General features: G+C 67.0%; 12 protein-coding genes. 4 read left to right on the forward strand and 8 right to left on the reverse strand.

Annotated features, from left to right (window positions below):
• Nucleotides 1-28 precede the first annotated feature (28 nt).
• The 5 genes from ACF66B_RS18470 to ACF66B_RS18490 form a co-directional block, all read right to left on the reverse strand.
• On the reverse strand, nt 29-1,180 hold the full coding sequence (locus ACF66B_RS18470; protein ID WP_111428906.1) for a peptidoglycan DD-metalloendopeptidase family protein: 1,152 nt from the start codon (nt 1,178-1,180) through the stop codon (nt 29-31).
• 30 nt (nt 1,181-1,210) lie between these two features.
• The gene (locus ACF66B_RS18475; RefSeq protein WP_111428905.1) at nt 1,211-1,858 is read right to left on the reverse strand and encodes a protein-L-isoaspartate(D-aspartate) O-methyltransferase; all 648 of its coding nucleotides are present in this window, start codon (nt 1,856-1,858) and stop codon (nt 1,211-1,213) included.
• 13 nt (nt 1,859-1,871) lie between these two features.
• Nucleotides 1,872-2,657 carry a 5'/3'-nucleotidase SurE gene (surE, locus tag ACF66B_RS18480; protein WP_111428904.1) on the reverse strand — a complete coding sequence of 262 codons (786 nt, stop codon included), beginning with the start codon at nt 2,655-2,657 and terminating at the stop codon, nt 1,872-1,874.
• A 116-nt stretch (nt 2,658-2,773) separates the two neighbouring features.
• Nucleotides 2,774-4,480 carry a ShlB/FhaC/HecB family hemolysin secretion/activation protein gene (locus ACF66B_RS18485; protein WP_111428903.1) on the reverse strand — a complete coding sequence of 569 codons (1,707 nt, stop codon included), beginning with the start codon at nt 4,478-4,480 and terminating at the stop codon, nt 2,774-2,776.
• Nucleotides 4,477-10,026, reverse strand: coding sequence for an MBG domain-containing protein (locus tag ACF66B_RS18490; RefSeq protein WP_392663546.1), 5,550 nt, complete (start codon nt 10,024-10,026; stop codon nt 4,477-4,479). The genes ACF66B_RS18485 and ACF66B_RS18490 overlap by 4 nt, the downstream gene beginning before the upstream one ends.
• Nucleotides 10,027-10,393: 367 nt before the next feature.
• Here ACF66B_RS18490 and ACF66B_RS18495 point away from each other — a divergent pair, with 367 nt between their 5' ends.
• Together ACF66B_RS18495 and ACF66B_RS18500 are read left to right on the forward strand one after the other, a co-directional pair.
• The gene (locus tag ACF66B_RS18495; RefSeq protein ID WP_162683182.1) at nt 10,394-11,032 is read left to right on the forward strand and encodes a serine protease; all 639 of its coding nucleotides are present in this window, start codon (nt 10,394-10,396) and stop codon (nt 11,030-11,032) included.
• A gap of 116 nt (nt 11,033-11,148) precedes the next feature.
• Nucleotides 11,149-12,354: an FAD-dependent monooxygenase gene (locus ACF66B_RS18500; protein ID WP_111428900.1), complete on the forward strand. Its 1,206-nt coding sequence runs from the start codon at nt 11,149-11,151 to the stop codon at nt 12,352-12,354.
• 63 nt (nt 12,355-12,417) lie between these two features.
• Here the strand turns inward: ACF66B_RS18500 and ACF66B_RS18505 are convergent, their stop codons facing one another.
• Nucleotides 12,418-14,229, reverse strand: a complete 1,812-nt coding sequence (locus ACF66B_RS18505) for a class I poly(R)-hydroxyalkanoic acid synthase (protein WP_162683181.1) — start codon at nt 14,227-14,229, stop codon at nt 12,418-12,420.
• A 149-nt stretch (nt 14,230-14,378) separates the two neighbouring features.
• Between ACF66B_RS18505 and ACF66B_RS18510 the strand changes: the two genes are divergently transcribed.
• Together ACF66B_RS18510 and bluB are read left to right on the forward strand one after the other, a co-directional pair.
• Entirely contained in the window at nt 14,379-14,654 is a 276-nt protein-coding gene (locus ACF66B_RS18510) for a hypothetical protein (RefSeq protein WP_162683180.1), read from the forward strand.
• 101 nt (nt 14,655-14,755) lie between these two features.
• Nucleotides 14,756-15,379 carry a 5,6-dimethylbenzimidazole synthase gene (gene bluB / locus ACF66B_RS18515; protein WP_111428975.1) on the forward strand — a complete coding sequence of 208 codons (624 nt, stop codon included), beginning with the start codon at nt 14,756-14,758 and terminating at the stop codon, nt 15,377-15,379.
• A gap of 6 nt (nt 15,380-15,385) precedes the next feature.
• Here bluB and ACF66B_RS18520 read toward each other — a convergent pair whose 3' ends face one another.
• Nucleotides 15,386-16,360: a beta-propeller fold lactonase family protein gene (locus ACF66B_RS18520; protein WP_111428898.1), complete on the reverse strand. Its 975-nt coding sequence runs from the start codon at nt 16,358-16,360 to the stop codon at nt 15,386-15,388.
• Nucleotides 16,332-16,877, reverse strand: a complete 546-nt coding sequence (locus ACF66B_RS18525) for an SRPBCC family protein (protein ID WP_111428897.1) — start codon at nt 16,875-16,877, stop codon at nt 16,332-16,334. Before ACF66B_RS18525 ends, ACF66B_RS18520 begins: the two co-directional genes overlap by 29 nt.
• Between the last annotated feature and the right edge of the window lie 44 nt (nt 16,878-16,921).

A 16,921-nucleotide genomic window follows, 5' to 3' on the forward strand; every position in this document is an offset into this window, starting at 1 on the left:
GTGAGGTCAGCGGTGGTTTCCAGTCGGATCAACCGCCGACATAGGGCGTTGGATCGACGCTCGTTGTGCCGCGGAAGACATCGAACTGGAGTTCCGGCTTGTCGCGCGGTGCGACCTTGCCGATTACCTGACCTGCCCGCACGTTCTGTCCCTTGGTGACATCCACATCGGAGAGCGTACTGTAGGTCGTCATCAGGTCGTCGCGATGCCGGATCAAAACGATCGTGCCGATGCCGCCTAGTTCCTCCGAGATCAACGCAACCTCGCCATCGGCTGCGGCGCGTACGGGCGTACCGGCCGGGACCGAGTAGCCGACGCCATTCGGGTTCGAGCTGTTGTAGCCGCGGGTGATCTTGGCCGAGACAGGCGCATCAAGCTTGCCGCCGGCCGGGGTGCGATACTGGGCAAGATCGGGAGAAGTCGGGTCGGCCGCTTCGGTGATGTCGTCGGGCAGCGGCGTCGCCGCGATCGCGGGCGCGGCGACATCCGTCGGCTGGCCGGGCTGGGTGTCGGCTGCGCCGGAGATCCGATTCGCGTCACTCACGATCGGGATCAGCAGCTCCTGGTTCTCGCGCACGGCGAGATCCGGGCCGAGCCCATTCCAAGAGGCGAGTGCGGTGACCGAGACACCATAGAGACGCGCGATCGAATAGGCGGTCTCTCCCGCTTCCACCCGGTGCCGGATCGGGTCGATCAGAGGCTGGGTCTGGCCGTTCTGGAACGGGCTGCTCTGGGGAGAGGTGTTCCCCGTCGCAGAGGCACCATCGATGGCGGCGGCCGCCCCCTCGGGGCTCCAGAGCGGTTCGGTGCTTACCTCGCCGGTGCCGAAGCCGCCGGAATCGGGCGGGCGTGCCACGCTTTGCGGCAGGAGCAGGACTTCGCCGCTCCGGAGCCGGTAATCGCCGGGCAACGCGTTTAGCCGAGCCAGTTCAGCGCTCGTCGTGCCAACGCGGCTTGCAACCGTATCGAGCGTATCGCCATCGCGCGCGACGGCGACCTGATAGGTGGCGTAGGTGATGACCCCGCGCGAATCCGGGGAAAGATTTGGGACCGCCTGCTGTCCGCCACCGCCGGCGCCGGGCGCGGTACAGGCCGCGAGCAACGCGCAGAAGGCGGAGGATATCAGGAGCGGGCGGAGGGTCCGGATGCGCCCATTGGGCAAGCCGCGGCGCGAAACCATCACAATTCTCCCATATTTCGGTGGTTTCGGCTAGTCCAATACATCATGTGCTATGCCTTCGACAAGGGGAACGAAGCGGACGGGTCCGAGCTCGGTGTATTCCAGCCCATGCTCGGTCTTGGAGACCTTGATGAGCGTCTGGACCGAGTGGCTCTGACCCACGGGCAGGACCATGATGCCGCCGGGGCGGAGCTGATCGAGCAGGATCTGTGGCGGATCCTCAGCGGCGGCGGTCACGATGATGCGATCGAACGGCACTTGCTCGGGAAGGCCGAGCGAACCGTCGCCGTGAACCACGGTGATGTTGTGGAGCCCCAGCCGGTGCAGCAGCTCCTTCGAGCGGCGGGCCAGGCGCCGGTGCCGCTCGATTGTGTAGACCCGGCGCGCGAGCCGGGCGAGTATCGCAGCCTGATAGCCCGAGCCGGTGCCGATCTCGAGCACCTTGCAGCGGCGGTTGAGATCGAGCGCCTGGGTCATCAGCGCAACCACCGACGGCTGGCTGATGGTCTGGCCGCAGGAGATCGGCAGCGGCGTATCCTCATGGGAACGTTCCTCGAAGATGCCTTCGAGGAAGTCCTTGCGCGGCACGGATTCCATTGCCTTGAGCACATCGGCATTCGTGATTCCATGCGACCGCAAGGCGAAGACGAACTGCATCTGGCGCTCGATGTCGTCCATGGAACTCCCGGTCCTACTGCAGAAGCTCCGCGAGCGGGGCGACCATCTCGTGCACCGTGAGATCGGCGCTGAGCGGGGTGACGGTGACATGCCCGGCGTGGCAGTCATGGGAATCCGAGCCCGGCGCGGTGCCGTTGTTGCCTTCGCCATGGGTGAGCCAGAGATAGAGCCGCCCGTTGGGCGCGCGTTGCGGCTGCACCCCGAAGGTCGGATTGAGCCGCGAGCCCTGGTGCGTGGCCCGGACCCCCTTCACCTCTGCGGCGGGAAGTGCAGGGAAGTTCACGTTGTAGAAGAGGTTGTAGCCTTCGCGCTGCCATGGCGCCTTTTCGAGCAGCCGCCGGATCACCGGCACGGCATGTTCGGCGGCGGCCTCGAAGGCGCCGAGCCCGTGAGCCGAATTGGGGCCGTAATACTGCGAGAGCGCGACTGAACGGTAGCCGTGGAGCGCAGCCTCGAGCGCGCCGCCGATCGTGCCGGAATAGAGCGTGTCCTCGGCGACGTTATGGCCGCGGTTCACCCCAGAAAGCACGAGATCGGGCGGGTTGTCGCGCAGGATTTCTCCAAGGCCCGCAAGCACGCAGTCGGCGGGCGAGCCCTCGACGGCAAAGCGGCGCTCCTCGAGCTTTTCAAGCCGCATCGGGCGGATGTAGGAAACGCAATGCGAGACGCCCGACTGTTCAAAGGCCGGTGCGACAACCCAGACCTCGCCCTCGGGCCCGGCCAGCTCCGCCGCGATCGCCTCGGCGATCTTCAGGCCGGGCGCGGTGATGCCGTCATCGTTGGTGATGAGAATGCGCATGTTTTCCCCTCGGAGATGTCGAGTCCTTTTAGGGGAGAGGCGTCCCTGCGTCCAGCGGCGGCGCCGGAGAATTCCGTATCCGGCGCGCTTCGGGTGGGCCGTTTCCGGCCGATGGCTCAGAAACGGGCGATGGCCCCGATGTAGAAGCGGGTTTCAAGGCCGGTTTGGGTCGTATCGGTTGCCGTGCCTTCGAGCTGACGGGCGACCTCGGGCGTCAGCGTGAGCCAGGGGCGGACGTCGATCCGGGCGCCGAAACCCCAGGAGGCGAGGGTTTCCACCTGTTCGCCATCGCGGGCGAGGCTGCGGTCCCAGGCGCGGCCGTAATCGCCGTAGACATAGAGCTCGGCGCTCTGCACCGCATCGCGCAGCCGTTCGGGGGCAATCTCGCGACGCAGTTCCAGCCGCGTGCCGAAGCCTGAGTCGCCAGAGGTATTTCCCGGTGCGAAACCACGGCCGATCGTGCTGTCGCCGAGGCTGAAGCGTTCGGTGGTGGGCAGGACGTCAGCGGCAATCTGGCCGGTGGCCTCTCCGTAGATCGCCCAGCCGCCGTTGCCAAGACGCTGGAGCCGGGAGAGGGTTAGGTCGGCGAGGAGGAAGTCCGGTACACCGGCCGCCGGCCCATCGGCACCCACCGTCGCGCCACCGATGTCGAGCCCCTTGCGAACGGTTGCGTCGACCAGCGTCACGCCGCCGAAACGGTCGGCGACATCCCAGGTCAGACGTGCGTCGAGCACCCAGAGCCTGTCGGTCTGCTCCGATTCCACATCGGCAAAGTCGGTGATGCCCCGGCTTTCCTGAAATCCGAGCCCGGCGCGGCCGAAGAGGTTCTGCGACCGGGTCCGGATAAAGGGCACGATCAGGCCTGCATGGAGGTTCGTCTCGTCCTGCACGAGCGAAAGCCCGTCGGGCGAGCCGCTTTTCGCGAGGTCGGGATCTGCGCGCGAAAAGTCGGCATGGAGCTCGAGCCGTCCGCCGTCAAGCACCGAACCGGCGAGGGATGCGAGCGGCTTGTCGAGCGTTGCCGCGGCAAAGAGCATTGAGGCATCGCTCGGCGCAACGGCAATCAGTGTATCGATGCGTTCGTCGAGCCCGAGGAGGTTATAGCTCCGGCTGCCCGCACCCAGCGTCCAGGCGCCGTAGAGGCGGGAGCCGCGGTTGTCGACGGTGGCGAAGTAGGAGGTGGGCTCGACGGCGGCGGAGACCCCGAGATTGGCGGCACCGAAGGTGACCGGGGCCGGTTCGAGCACGGTTTCGACCTCCGCGCCGAAGGTGTCGCGCGCAAGCAGGACGCTGCGCTCGAGCGTCGTGATCCGGAGCGGACGGTCTGCGGGGACCGGTGCAAAGATCCGTTCCGTCGTGGCCTGGACGGATGAATTCTCCGCCAATACCTCAACAGTCTCGACGAAGCCCTCGACGACACGGATGCGCACGATGCCACCGCTCACGTCCTGTGCGGGCAGGACCGCCTGGGAAAGGATATAACCGCGCGCGCGATAGGCGGCGCCGATGGCCGCCGCAACCGCCTCGAGTTCGGGCACACCAACGCGCGTGCCGATCAGCCCGGCCCAAAGCGGCGCAAGTTCTGCCTCCGAGACCGCAGTGGCGCCATCGAGCGCAATTCCCCGAAGAAGGAGCCCGCCCGTGCCCGCCGCGGGTCGGATCGCTGCAGGCGGTGCTGTCTCCTCAGGTGGCCTGACCTCGCGGGCCGGGTCCGGGCGCAGGCCGGGTTCTCGGGGCAGATAATCACGTGCCGACTGGCCGAAGCTGGCGGAGGGCAGGGTGAGGCAAAGGGCGGCCGCGAAAGCGAGACGGGTCCGGATCATCGGCTGGCGGGTGTCCTTGTGGTCCAGTAGGTTTCTGTGCTGCGGGCGCGTCCGCAGCCGGCGTCGGCGGCGCCGGTGTTGATCGAGCCGCTGCAGCCGCCCGCCTGCACGGGCTGCGGCGCTGCAGTGGGTGTTGCGCTGCCGGACGCGGGGCGGAACCCATCGGCATCATCCATAGAGGCGATGGTGCCGGAGGCTGGCGAGAAGCCATCCGCAGGCGCGCGGCCACCCGGGGCGAGCTGGATCACATCGCCGAGCGAGTAGTCGAGGCCAAAGGCATTGGCGATTGCGGGCGGGGCGTCGATCTGGGTGGTGCGGAAGCTCGCGTCACCCGGCGTCAGCGGCGGGACGCCGCGCGAGAAGCGCTCGACCGCACCGCTTGCATCGGCAAGCGTGGTAGAAGGGGTGCCGCCACCATCCGTGCCGCCGCCTGCGGGTTCCACCGTGAGCGTTCCGCTTTCATAGGTGATGCTGTAGTTGCCCGAAGTAAGGCCATCAGGCGTGATGCTGTAGCTGCCTGGGCCGGAGCTGCTTGTGGCGTCTGTCGCGAAGGTCAGTGTTCCGCCGAGATCGTCCACATCCTCTCCGTTAACGAATCCATCGCCGGAGACCGTGAAATCGGGGTTCCCGCCGCCCTCGGTCCATGTCGTGTTGCCTGCGGTGATGGTGAGGGCGGCCGGGTCGATGGTGAGGGTGCCCGGGGCGTAGGTGATGTCGTAGTTGCGGGAGGTGAGGCCGGCGGCCGTGACGCTGTAGCGCCCGGTGTCGGAGCGTCGGGTGGCTGCGGTCTCGAAGCCGAGGCTGCCGTCGAGATCGTCGAGCGACTGTCCGAGGACGAAGCCCGCCCCGGTGGCCGAGAAGGCGGGATTGGTGCCGCCGTAGGTGCGGGAGGCGTTGCCTGCGGTGATGGTGAGGGCGGCCGGGTCGATGGTGAGGGTGCCCGGGGCGTAGGTGATGTCGTAGTTGCGGGAGGTGAGGCCGGCGGCCGTGACGCTGTAGCGCCCGGTGTCGGAGCGTCGGGTGGCTGCGGTCTCGAAGCCGAGGCTGCCGTCGAGATCGTCGAGCGACTGTCCGAGGACGAAGCCCGCCCCGGTGGCCGAGAAGGCGGGATTGGTGCCGCCGTAGGTGCGGGAGGCGTTGCCTGCGGTGATGGTGAGGGCGGCCGGGTCGATGGTGAGGGTGCCCGGGGCGTAGGTGATGTCGTAGTTGCGGGAGGTGAGGCCGGCGGCCGTGACGCTGTAGCGCCCGGTGTCGGAGCGTCGGGTGGCTGCGGTCTCGAAGCCGAGGCTGCCGTCGAGATCGTCGAGCGACTGTCCGAGGACGAAGCCCGCCCCGGTGGCCGAGAAGGCGGGATTGGTGCCGCCGTAGGTGCGGGAGGCGTTGCCTGCGGTGATGGTGAGGGCGGCCGGGTCGATGGTGAGGGTGCCCGGGGCGTAGGTGATGTCGTAGTTGCGGGAGGTGAGGCCGGCGGCCGTGACGCTGTAGCGCCCGGTGTCGGAGCGTCGGGTGGCCGCGGTCTCGAAGCCGAGGCTGCCGTCGAGATCGTCGAGCGACTGTCCGAGGACGAAGCCCGCCCCGGTGGCCGAGAAGGCGGGATTGGTGCCGCCGTAGGTGCGGGAGGCGTTGCCTGCGGTGATGGTGAGGGCGGCCGGGTCGATGGTGAGGGTGCCCGGGGCGTAGGTGATGTCGTAGTTGCGGGAGGTGAGGCCGGCGGCCGTGACGCTGTAGCGCCCGGTGTCGGAGCGTCGGGTGGCCGCGGTCTCGAAGCCGAGGCTGCCGTCGAGATCGTCGAGCGACTGTCCGAGGACGAAGCCCGCCCCGGTGGCCGAGAAGGCCGGGTTGGTGCCGCCGTAGGTGCGGGAGGCGTTGCCTGCGGTGATGGTGAGGGCGGCCGGGTCGATGGTGAGGGTGCCCGGGGCGTAGGTGATGTCGTAGTTGCGGGAGGTGAGGCCGGCGGCCGTGACGCTGTAGCGCCCGGTGTCGGAGCGTCGGGTGGCCGCGGTCTCGAAGCCGAGGCTGCCGTCGAGATCGTCGAGCGACTGTCCGAGGACGAAGCCCGCCCCGGTGGCCGAGAAGGCCGGGTTGGTGCCGCCGTAGGTGCGGGAGGCGTTGCCTGCGGTGATGGTGAGGGCGGCCGGGTCGATGGTGAGGGTGCCCGGGGCGTAGGTGATGTCGTAGTTGCGGGAGGTGAGGCCGGCGGCCGTGACGCTGTAGCGCCCGGTGTCGGAGCGTCGGGTGGCCGCGGTCTCGAAGCCGAGGCTGCCGTCGAGATCGTCGAGCGACTGTCCGAGGACGAAGCCCGCCCCGGTGGCCGAGAAGGCCGGGTTGGTGCCGCCGTAGGTGCGGGAGGCGTTGCCTGCGGTGATGGTGAGGGCGGCCGGGTCGATGGTGAGGGTGCCCGGGGCGTAGGTGATGTCGTAGTTGCGGGAGGTGAGGCCGGCGGCCGTGACGCTGTAGCGCCCGGTGTCGGAGCGTCGGGTGGCCGCGGTCTCGAAGCCGAGGCTGCCGTCGAGATCGTCGAGCGACTGTCCGAGGACGAAGCCCGCCCCGGTGGCCGAGAAGGCCGGGTTGGTGCCGCCGTAGGTGCGGGAGGCGTTGCCTGCGGTGATGGTGAGCGGAGCCGCTTCTACCGTAATGGCTCCCGGGGCGACAACCAGATGATAGCCCTGGCTCGATTGGGTTGCGCTGACGCGGGTGATGTAGGTGCCTGTGTCGGCGTTGGCTTCGCTGCCGTCGCTCATGACATTCGGTCCGCTGATCAGCGCAGTGGCAAGGCTGTCGCCTTCGCGGAGGCCAGAGGCGGAATAACCCGGCTCGGCTTCGCTGCCATAGGACTTGCTCAGGGTATCCGCCGTGAGGGTGAGCGTCGGCTGCTCGCCATAGACGATGCGGTTCCCGGTTTGGGAGATCGCGGAGGGCGGTGTGGTCGGGTAGGGGCGGCCATAGAGATCAAAGCCGTGGCTCTGCGGCTCGTCCCCTTCGAGCCCGTTGAAGCGGTTGACGTAGAGGAGCCATCGGCTGCCGGCGGCCTCGAGCGCGATGGCATCCGCTCCGGCGGCATTCTCGAAGCTGCGACCCGCGGCAACGACGACAGCATCGCCTCGCCCGGTTCCCACGAGCTGTGCATCGGGGCCGAGCGCGACCTGTTCTTCGGAGGCAAGGGTCAGGCCCGGGACGCAGAAGAGACCTTCGACATCGATCGTGCCGCGGCCCGATGTGGTGACCGTGACCGGAACCGTTGCATTGATCTCGGCCCCGTCCGCTCCCGGGCCAAGGTGGAAGTTCCGGTTCTCGGCCAGGCTGAACTGGGGCTCAACCGAGACGGTCGCAGAACCTTCGATCAGCACATTGCCGCCATCGGAGGCGCCGGAGCCGGCACGCAGATAGCCATCCCAGCGCTGACGTGTGGCGCTGATGGTCAGATCAGCGCCATCGAGCGCGGCGACCATGCCGATATCGCCGCTGCCGTTCGAAAGCGCGAAGGTCTCGCCCGTGATGGTGAGCGCGCCACCGGCGCCGGTCACGACCTCGGCAAAGCTGTTCGGATGCGTGCCGCCCACCACCGTCACGGTGGGGGCCGAAAGCGTGACCTCGGAACTGCCAGTCGAGCTGCCGACCCGAACCCAGCTCGCGCTGTCCTCGCCGCCCTCGATCCGGATCTCGTTTCCGGCGGTGAGGGAAAGCGGGCCGCTCGCCGAGCGGACCTGGATATGCGCAGCACCCAGTCGTTCGGCACGGTGCAGGACGATGTCGCCCTCGGAGGCGGCAAGGTCGAGCGCGCCGGTTGTGGTCGAGACGAGCACGTTGCCAGTGGAGGTTTCGCCGATACGAATGTCGCCGCGGGTGGCCTGGAGGGAGACGTTGCCCGCGCCGGAGGCGGAAATGTCTTCGGAGACCGTGATGTCGCCGCCCGCCTCGAGAGTGATGCTGCCGTCGCCGCGCGCGGTGATCGAGCGCTTCACGTCGATCGTGCCGCCTGCCTCAGCGGTGAAGCTGCCATCGGTGCTGCTGATACCCTTTTCGAGCACGATGCCGCCATCGGCTTCAAGTGTGAGAGAGCCGGCGCCGGTCCAGTTGAGCTGGCGATCGACGACGATGTTGCCCGTATCGCTGCCCGGGGCTCCTGCGGCATCCGTGGTGATCGTGACGTCGCTGCCGCCCTGCAGCACGGCGGCGACGGAACTGCCGTTGACGATGTGCTCGCCCGATCCGTCGGTGGGATTGTTGGTGCCGGGCCTCACGGGTGTGCCATAGGTGCTGATCCGCACATCGCGTGGATCCAGAAGCCAGCTGCCGCCTTCGCCGAGCAAAATGCCCGCATGGACTCCGACTCCGAGCGCGAAGCGGCCGGAAGTCTCGATGGTGCCACCCGCTTCGCCGCCCGTTGCCGAGAGGGTGCCGCCGATCTCGGTGGTGCCGTCGGACCAGGCGACGACGCTGCCGCCGGTGCCCGAAATGCCGATGGCCGAGAGTTCTGCGCCCCGGTCGATCCTGAGATTGCCCGCACGCGGAAGAGGGCCCTTGCCGCCAAAATCGCCTCCGACCCGCAGGCTGCCGCCATCGTGCCCACCGTTGGCCAGGATACGGGCTGCGGCCCCGACCGCGATGGTACTGCCCCCCGCGACCGAAATCGCGCCGCCCTTGACGGTGCCCGATGCATCGAGCGAGCCATTCAACTCGAGCCGCCCATTGCCGCGCCCGGTGATGCGGATCTTGCCACCCTGTCCGGCGGTGCCGCCAGCCCGGATGATACCGGAGGTGTTGATAACGCTCTCGAGCGCCGAGACGGCAGCGCCGGCGGTGAGGATGACCGTGCCCCCGGCCGCGTCGATCAGGCCTGTGTTGCGCGCGCCGCCGCCCTTCGAATGCCCATCAACGGCGATCTGCACCGTGCCGTCGCCCGAAAGGTCGATGGTGCTGCGCTGCCCGGATGCCAGGGCGACGGTGCCGCGCTCCGCGACGATTGCTCCGGCGTTGCGCACATCCGTGCCAACGAGAGCCGCGAGACCCGCTTCGCCGATCGTGATCTCGCCCTTGTTGAGAACGGAGGCGCCGGCTTTCTCGCCGCCGCCGATCGAAAGGCGCCCCTCGGTCTGGAAAAGCTCCGCGTTGACGCGCTGGCTCGTGGCGACGAGACCGGTCGCATCGATCTTGGCACTGCCGGTGAAGAGAACGCCCGCGGTGTTCTGGATGATGATCGTGCCGGGGGCGGCGAGCGTGCCCTGGATGACGCTGCGGCCGGCGGAGGTCACGCGGTTGAGAGTTGCGGAGACCCGGCCCGGCTGGTCGAAGACGACGCTCGCTTCACGCCCGACATTGAAGCTCTCCCAATCGATCACGGCGCGGCGGCTGGTCTGGGTGATCCTGGATACAGCGCCCTGTTGCGAGATAGTTGCCTTGCCACGCACGACGTTTCCGCCCGTCGGGCCCTCGGCGAAAGCGGAGCCGCATCCGAGCGCAAGGAGGGAGACTCCCGCGAGAAGCATGATACGCGCGGCGTGACACTGTTTTACGCGAATTACTTGGGAAACTTTACTGACGTACATGGGGAACTCGACTTGGCGTTTCTGGGAGAGTGTGCCCCCGGTTCTTCCGGAGAATCAGGGTCTTGGCATACCAACCGCCCCGTGTGCTTTTCGCGGGAGAGTCGTTTAGGAAGGTTTAACGATGAAGTTTAGGAACAGCGGGGCGCTGCGTTAGGGCTACGGAAACCCGCCTCTGCCTAGATCTTTCCTTGGTGCCGCACGGGGGTCGGTACCACTTGGGGGTAAGACCATGGGTGTCTTTAGGGGAGCCCGCGGGTCCGGCAGGTCCGGACACGGGTGGGCATGGTTTCTTTGTTCGTTTGTCATCGGCCTTTCGTGTCTGCTGTTCTTCGGCCAGGGTGTCGGTGCGTCTACCGGGCTGCGGCCGATGCGCTTCCACGCCATGGTTGTGAGCGGAGATCTCGTCGGGTCGGCCTTCGCACTCTCGGAGCGGGTGGCCGTGACCAATGGTCATGTGGTTGAGGGGCGGCGGCCGGGAGATACCGTCAGGCTGGTGGCGTCCGCCGGTTCGGATCGCCAGGCCGATGCGCGGATTCTCGCGATCAGCCGCCATATGGACCTTGCTGTTCTGTCGATCCCGGCAGGTTTCCTGCCACCGGTCCCGACCGAGCCTGTCCGGAGCCATGGCGGGCTTGCCGTCGTTGCGGTTGGGGTTGATGCCTCGGGCGGGCCGCGTGCCGGCGACCGTTTGGAGCTTTTCGGGCATGTCACCGAGCCGCGGAAGGATATCGATGTGTTCGGCCCTGGGCTTGTCGCCCTCGTGCCAGGCGTTCGGCCTGGCTTCTCGGGGGGGCCGATCCTCGACCGCTCCGACCATCTCGTCGGCATGCTGACCGCGATCCGGCGGGGCACGGCGGCGGCGCGGGTCGTTCAGGCAGGCGCCGGTTCGGCCTATGCCCCACAGGGCGCAAGCGCCATTGCGGACGAAGCCTTCGTCATCCGGGCGCATGAGCTCCGGGCCGAGGTGGCCCGCCTGCTCGCGGCGTCGGGCTATGCGGTGCGGTGAGGCGCGCGGTGCCCTGAAGAGCTGTGTGTCGCTTTCGGTGATTTCGTCCTGACGCCGCCGCTGCCCTGTCCTATAGAGACGGGCAGGGGACATCCGCCGCGCAGGAGGACTGGGCCATGAACCTGGCAGAGCACGAATTCATCGTCATCGGTGCGGGCATCGCCGGACTGGCGGCGGCGATGGCTCTGGCCCAGCGGCGGGCCCGGGTGAGGGTTCTCGAGCAGGCATCTGCACTTGGCGAGGTCGGGGCAGGCATTCAGGTCGGACCGAACGGGGTTGCGGTTCTCGAGGCGCTCGGGTTGCGTGATGCCGCCGAAACCTGCGCGAGCCTGCCGCCTGCGATTGAGCTCCATCATTTTGCCTCCGAGCGCCGCGTGGCCCGAATCCCGCTCGGGCGCCAGTGCATCGCGCGCTACGGGCGGCCCTACTGGCAGTTCCACCGTGCTGATCTGCTCGCCCTGCTTGAAGCCGGGGCGCGCGAGGCCGGCGTGACCATCGAGACCGCAGCGCGGGTCGCAGATGTCGAGACGTACGGAAACCGCTGCCGAGTGACGCTCGAATGCGGCGCAACCCTGCTCGCGGAAGGCGTTATCGCAGCGGATGGCTTGCGCTCGGGTGTGCGCGGACGTCTCTTCCAAGGCGAGGCGCCGAGCTTTACCGGCCATGTGGCGTGGCGCGGGCTCGTCGATGCCTCGCGTCTTCCCGAGCGGCTCTTTCCCGATGGCGTGAATGTCTACATGGGGCCGCGGCGACATCTTGTCACCTATCCGCTCAGGCATGGCGCGCTCCGGAATTTCGTTGCGGTGGAGGAGCGGGATGACTGGGCCATCGAGGGCTGGACCGAACCTGACGATCCGGCAAACCTGCGCGCGGCCTTTGCCGGGTTCGGCCCACGGGTCAAGCAGCTGCTCGAGGCCGTGGACGAGACCTTCCTCTGGGGGCTCTTCGACCATCCGCCATTGCCAAACTGGGTGAACGGCACCGTCGCGCTGATCGGGGACGCCTGTCATCCGATGCTGCCCTTTCTGGCGCAGGGGGCGGGAACCGGCCTCGAGGACGCCTGGGTCCTCGCCGCCGAACTCGATGTCGCGAAGGATCTGGGGCAGGGGCTCCGGGCCTATGAAGCGCGGCGCAAGCCCCGGGCGACGCGGATCCAGCGCGCCTCGCTCCGCAACGGGCGGATCTACCATCTCGGTCCGGGCATCGGCACGCTGGCCCATCTCGGCCTCTCGGCCGCATCTGCCGTGGCGCCGAGCGCGCTGCTCGGGCGGTTTGACTGGCTCTACGGGGCGGATGTGGTGAGCGCTCAGGCCACGCTCTGAGGCAAGCCCCGCGGCGGGCTGCCGCCCCGGGGCTTGCCCGGGGCGCTGCTTGTTTCTGCAGTCCTACTGCTTGTCGAAGCGGACCTTCACATAAGAGCCGGGAGCGGGCTCGATCACGCCGAGCTTGGCGCCGGGTTCGCGGGCATTGAGCTGGCGCCCGGAACGGGCTTTCAGCCATTCGTCCCAGTCCGGCCACCAGCTTCCCTCTGTCTCCTGCGTGCCGCCCATCCAAGCGTCGAGCGACTGCTGCGACATGTCGGCATTGGTCCAGAACTGGTATTTGCCCAGGGCGGGCGGGTTCACGACCCCGGCGATGTGTCCCGAGCCCGAAAGGACGAAGCGTACATCTGCATTCGTCATCTCCTTGGCGCCGCGATAAACCGAGGCGGCAGGCGCAATGTGATCTTCCTTCGTCGCCACATGGTAGACCGGCACCTTTATGTCCGCGAGGGTCACGTTGGTGTTGTCCACGACCAGATTGCCTTTGGCGAAGGCATCGTTGACGTAGAACTGCTGCAGGTAGAAGCCATGGACCTTCGCCGGCATCGCCGTCGAGTCCGCGTTCCAGAACAGGAGGTCGAACGGGAACGGGTCTTTCCCGAGCATGTAGTTATTGACCACATAGCCCCAGATCAGGTCGTTGGCGCGGAGCATGTTGAAGGCTTCGGCCATCTTGTTGGCCGGCATGTAGCCTTGCTCCATCTCCGAGTCGATCACGTTGATCGTCTGATCGTCGACGAGGATCTGCAACTCGCCCGCATCCTCGAAATCAAGCTGGGCGGTAAAGAACGTCGCCGAGGCCACGCGCTTGTCGTTGTTCTTGCCCATCCACGCGAGCAGCGTGCCGGTCAGCGTGCCGCCGATGCAGTAGGACGCGACATGGGTGCTGCGCTGCCCGGTTTCCTCGAGCACCTTGTCGATGGCCGCCGAGGCGCCCTCGAACATGTAGCTTTCCCAGGTCTTCTCCTTGTGCCGCGCGTCGGGGTTCACCCAGGAGATCATGAAGACCGTGTGACCCTGCTCGACAAGCCACTTCACGAGGCTTTTCTTCGGATTGAGGTCGAGCACGTAATATTTGTTGATCCAGGGCGGAATGATGAGGATTGGCTTGGCGCAGACCTTCTCCGTCTTGGGCGAATACTGGATGAGCTGGCAGATGTCGGTCTGCCAGATGACCGAGCCCTCGGAAACGGCGGTGTTCTTGCCGACCTCGAAGGCATCCATGTCGGTCTGGCGGATCAGGAGCTTGCCCTTGCCGCGCTCGAGATCCTTCAGCATCATCTTGAGGCCGCGCACCAGGTTGTCGCCCTTTTCCGAAACCGTGGCCTCGAGTACTTCCGGGTTGAGGGCAAAGAAATTCGCGGGGTTCATCGCCTCGACGAACTGCCGGGTGTAGAATGCCGCCTTCTTGCGCTCCTTCGGATCCATCTCTCCAACGGAATTGACCGTGTCCTGAATCCAGCCGGAGGTGAGCAGATAGGACTGCTTCACATAGTCAAAGACCGCATTCTCGGACCACTCCTTATGGGCAAAGCGCCGGTCCGCCTTCATCATGTGTGGTAACTCGAGCTTTTCCGGCACGTCCTTCGCCCCGAGCCAGCGCAGCATGGAATGCTGCCAGAGGGCCGATTGCTGCGTCCAATACTGGATGGTCTTGTCAGCAACTTCCTTGGGATTGTCCCACATGGTCCGATAGAGCTCGGCGAAGGTCGGGAAGGTGTTTAGGGGATCGGCGTGCTTCGGCGTTCCCTGCTGAAGCTGCGCGGCCATGAAGGTCTGCCAGATCTGGCTGGAGATGTCGAAGACCTCCGCCATGTTATGTGCAACGTGTTGACCCTGCTCCGCGAGCGTATCGAGATCCTGATGATCGCTCATGTTCGTTTCCCCCTTCTTTGCCCGCAACTTGCCGCCGCGACGTCCGGGGGATAATACAAGGGTCGGCGATGTTTGCCAGTATCCAATTCGGCGGGGCTGCTGCAATGTCAGAGCAAGACCGGCCCTTTCTGCGGCCCCTGAACCCCGGCTTGGCGGCGTCGGTTCCGCTGGTGGCCGTTGTGCTCGCGCTTGCCGCCTGCGCGCCCCCCGAGGCCGATTTTCCGGATTCCACGCAGCAGGTGAAACAGTCGCCGCCCGTTCTCGAGCCGACCGCGAGCTTCGATGGCTTGCGGGCCGGTGCACCCGAAGATGCAGAGGGCCTGCTGAGCGGCGCCGAGGAACTCGAGGCGCGCGCCGAGGCGCTGCGGGCCAGGGCGGCTGCCCTCTCCCGACCCGAGCCGCTTCCCGCCGGAGCCCCGGAGTAGGCCGCCCACAAAACTTGCAGGCTGCTTGGAATTCTGATGGGTTTCGCCCTTCGGAATCGGCGCCGCGACGGGCGTCCGTCGGGCAGGAGAGGGCAGGCAGCATGGAATTCGGCGAAGACCAGATTACACGTCTGCTCTCGCTCATGCGCTGGCGCCGGGATGTTCGCCATTTCCGCACCGATCCCGTGCCCGAGGTCGCCATCGACAGGATGCGCGAGGCGGTAGCGCTTGCGCCCTCTGTTGGCAATGCCCGGCCCTGGCGCGTGCTCCGAGTTGAGAGCCCGGGCATCCGTGCGGCGGTCCGGGACGAGTTTGCCCGCTGCAACGCTGCGGCCGCGGAAGGCTATGCCGGGGATCGCCGCGCGGCCTACGACCGACTGAAACTTGCAGGACTTGAGGCTGCGCCGCTCCAGCTCGCTGTCTTCTGCCTCGAAGATCCGGAAACCGGCCACGGGCTCGGGCGACAGACCATGCCCGAAACGCTGCGGCAGTCCGCGGCGATGGCGGTCTATGCACTCTGGCTCGCTGCACGGGCGCAGAATCTCGGGCTCGGCATGGTTTCGATCCTGGAACCGCGGCGGATCGAGACGCTGCTCGGCGTACCAGCCGGCTGGCGTTTCCTGGCCTGGCTCTGTATCGGCTACCCGACCTTCGCCGATGACACACCACTCCTCCATCGTTCCGGCTGGCAGGAAAACTCGGAACCCGCCTGGGAGGCGGTCTGATCACCGTCAGCCGCCTCCGTCGGGGGAAGCTGGCGCGATGAAGGCGCCGAAGGCACGTGGTCCGTCGCCGGTGGCGATCTCTCCGATAACCTCCAGCGCCTCCGGATCGACAAGCGTCACCGTATTCGAGAACCAGTTCGTCACCACCACGAGACCACCGTCCGAAGTGGCCGCCACTCCTTCGGGATACTCGCCAACCTCGAGCGTCGTGATGCCTTCGAGCGAGGCGGCATCGAAGACAGTCACGCTGTCGGCATACTGGTTGGTGACAAACCCCCGCCCGACGGCGAAGGCGATGCCGTAAGGCCGCGCCCCGGTCACGACATGGCCGAGTACCGTCCCTTCTTCCGGGTCCATGACCGTCAGCCCGTCCGCCTCGACATCGGCGCTGAAGAGCCGCCCGTCAGGGGCGAACGCGAGGCCGAAAGGATGCGCGCCGGTGGAGATGGCATGCCGGAAAGCGAGTGTCGCGGCATCGAAGACCGAAACGCGGTCCCCGTCCCGGTCGGCGGACGCCAGCCAACGCCCGTCGGGTGAGAGCACCACGCCGGCGGGTGCCGCCCCGGTCGGCAGTTCCGCGCGCAGCGTGAGATCCTCGGCATCGAGTACCAGCAGGCGAGCATTGTACCAGTCGCCGACAATGACCCGGCCCCGATCGGCATCGACGGCAATTCCCATCGGCCCGCCGTCGAAAACCGCCTCAGCCTCAAGGGCGCCGTCACGCATGCGAAAGCGCCGCACCGTGGCGCTCTCGGGGCTCACCGTGAAGACCGCCCCGAGCGCGGGCGCCGCGGCCACACCTGCCGGCGCGCCTGGCACGTCGAGCCGCCGGATCTCCTGCCCGGCCGCGAGATCGAGCACGCTCAGATCGTTGCCCGACTGGTTGGTGACATAGGCAAGATCGCCGGCACTGGCCACTGCCGCCCAGAGCCAGGCGCAGACGCTGAGCGCCTCAGTCGCCGAAACGGGCGTGCAGCGCATCGAGCCCGGCCTGATAGACGCCCGTTACCGCGGCGATGGCGGCTTCGTCATTGAGTTCCTCGGGCGGATCGTTGTTGGGATAGCCGCGATAGAAGGCGCCGCGCCACTCGATCACCGAGCCGCCACCGTCCTTCGGGATCACCGTAAGATGCGAGGAATAGTTCGTCACCGGCAGCACGGCGACATCCACATCGGTGATGCGATAGGAATAGCTCATCTTCTCGGGGTCATACTTGTAGAGGATCTCCGAGATCGTCGGCCCGTCGGCCGAACCGAGGTGCAGCACGCGGGTCGCATCGATCTCGTTGCCGCCTTCACCGTTCGTCTCCGCAACGGCCGGATGCCAGCTCATGTCCTGGAAATTGCCGATCACGGCCCATACCTCCGCGGGGGCTGCGCCGACCTCGGTCGTGAGCGTGAGCTTCTGCCGCGATGGTCCATGCGCTGCGGCAAGTGTCGGCGCAAGCGCACCAAGAAGGGCCAGGCCGAGGATGGCCTGCCTGCGGTGGAGTTTCATGAGATTTCCTCACCCGTCCTGACGATGTTGTTGGCCGCGAAGCA

Origin of the sequence: Amaricoccus sp. B4 (assembly GCF_043226085.1) — a bacterium.
Lineage (GTDB): Bacteria > Pseudomonadota > Alphaproteobacteria > Rhodobacterales > Rhodobacteraceae > Amaricoccus.

Coding starts and splice junctions, on each gene's coding strand:
- ACF66B_RS18470 (WP_111428906.1), bottom strand. CDS start 1,180: ATGGTTTCGCGCCGCGGCTTGCCCAATGGGCGCATCCGGACCCTCCGC.
- ACF66B_RS18475 (WP_111428905.1), bottom strand. CDS start 1,858: ATGGACGACATCGAGCGCCAGATGCAGTTCGTCTTCGCCTTGCGGTCG.
- surE (WP_111428904.1), bottom strand. CDS start 2,657: ATGCGCATTCTCATCACCAACGATGACGGCATCACCGCGCCCGGCCTG.
- ACF66B_RS18485 (WP_111428903.1), bottom strand. CDS start 4,480: ATGATCCGGACCCGTCTCGCTTTCGCGGCCGCCCTTTGCCTCACCCTG.
- ACF66B_RS18490 (WP_392663546.1), bottom strand. CDS start 10,026: ATGTACGTCAGTAAAGTTTCCCAAGTAATTCGCGTAAAACAGTGTCAC.
- ACF66B_RS18495 (WP_162683182.1), top strand. CDS start 10,394: ATGCGCTTCCACGCCATGGTTGTGAGCGGAGATCTCGTCGGGTCGGCC.
- ACF66B_RS18500 (WP_111428900.1), top strand. CDS start 11,149: ATGAACCTGGCAGAGCACGAATTCATCGTCATCGGTGCGGGCATCGCC.
- ACF66B_RS18505 (WP_162683181.1), bottom strand. CDS start 14,229: ATGAGCGATCATCAGGATCTCGATACGCTCGCGGAGCAGGGTCAACAC.
- bluB (WP_111428975.1), top strand. CDS start 14,756: ATGGAATTCGGCGAAGACCAGATTACACGTCTGCTCTCGCTCATGCGC.
- ACF66B_RS18520 (WP_111428898.1), bottom strand. CDS start 16,360: ATGCGCTGCACGCCCGTTTCGGCGACTGAGGCGCTCAGCGTCTGCGCC.
- ACF66B_RS18525 (WP_111428897.1), bottom strand. CDS start 16,877: ATGAAACTCCACCGCAGGCAGGCCATCCTCGGCCTGGCCCTTCTTGGT.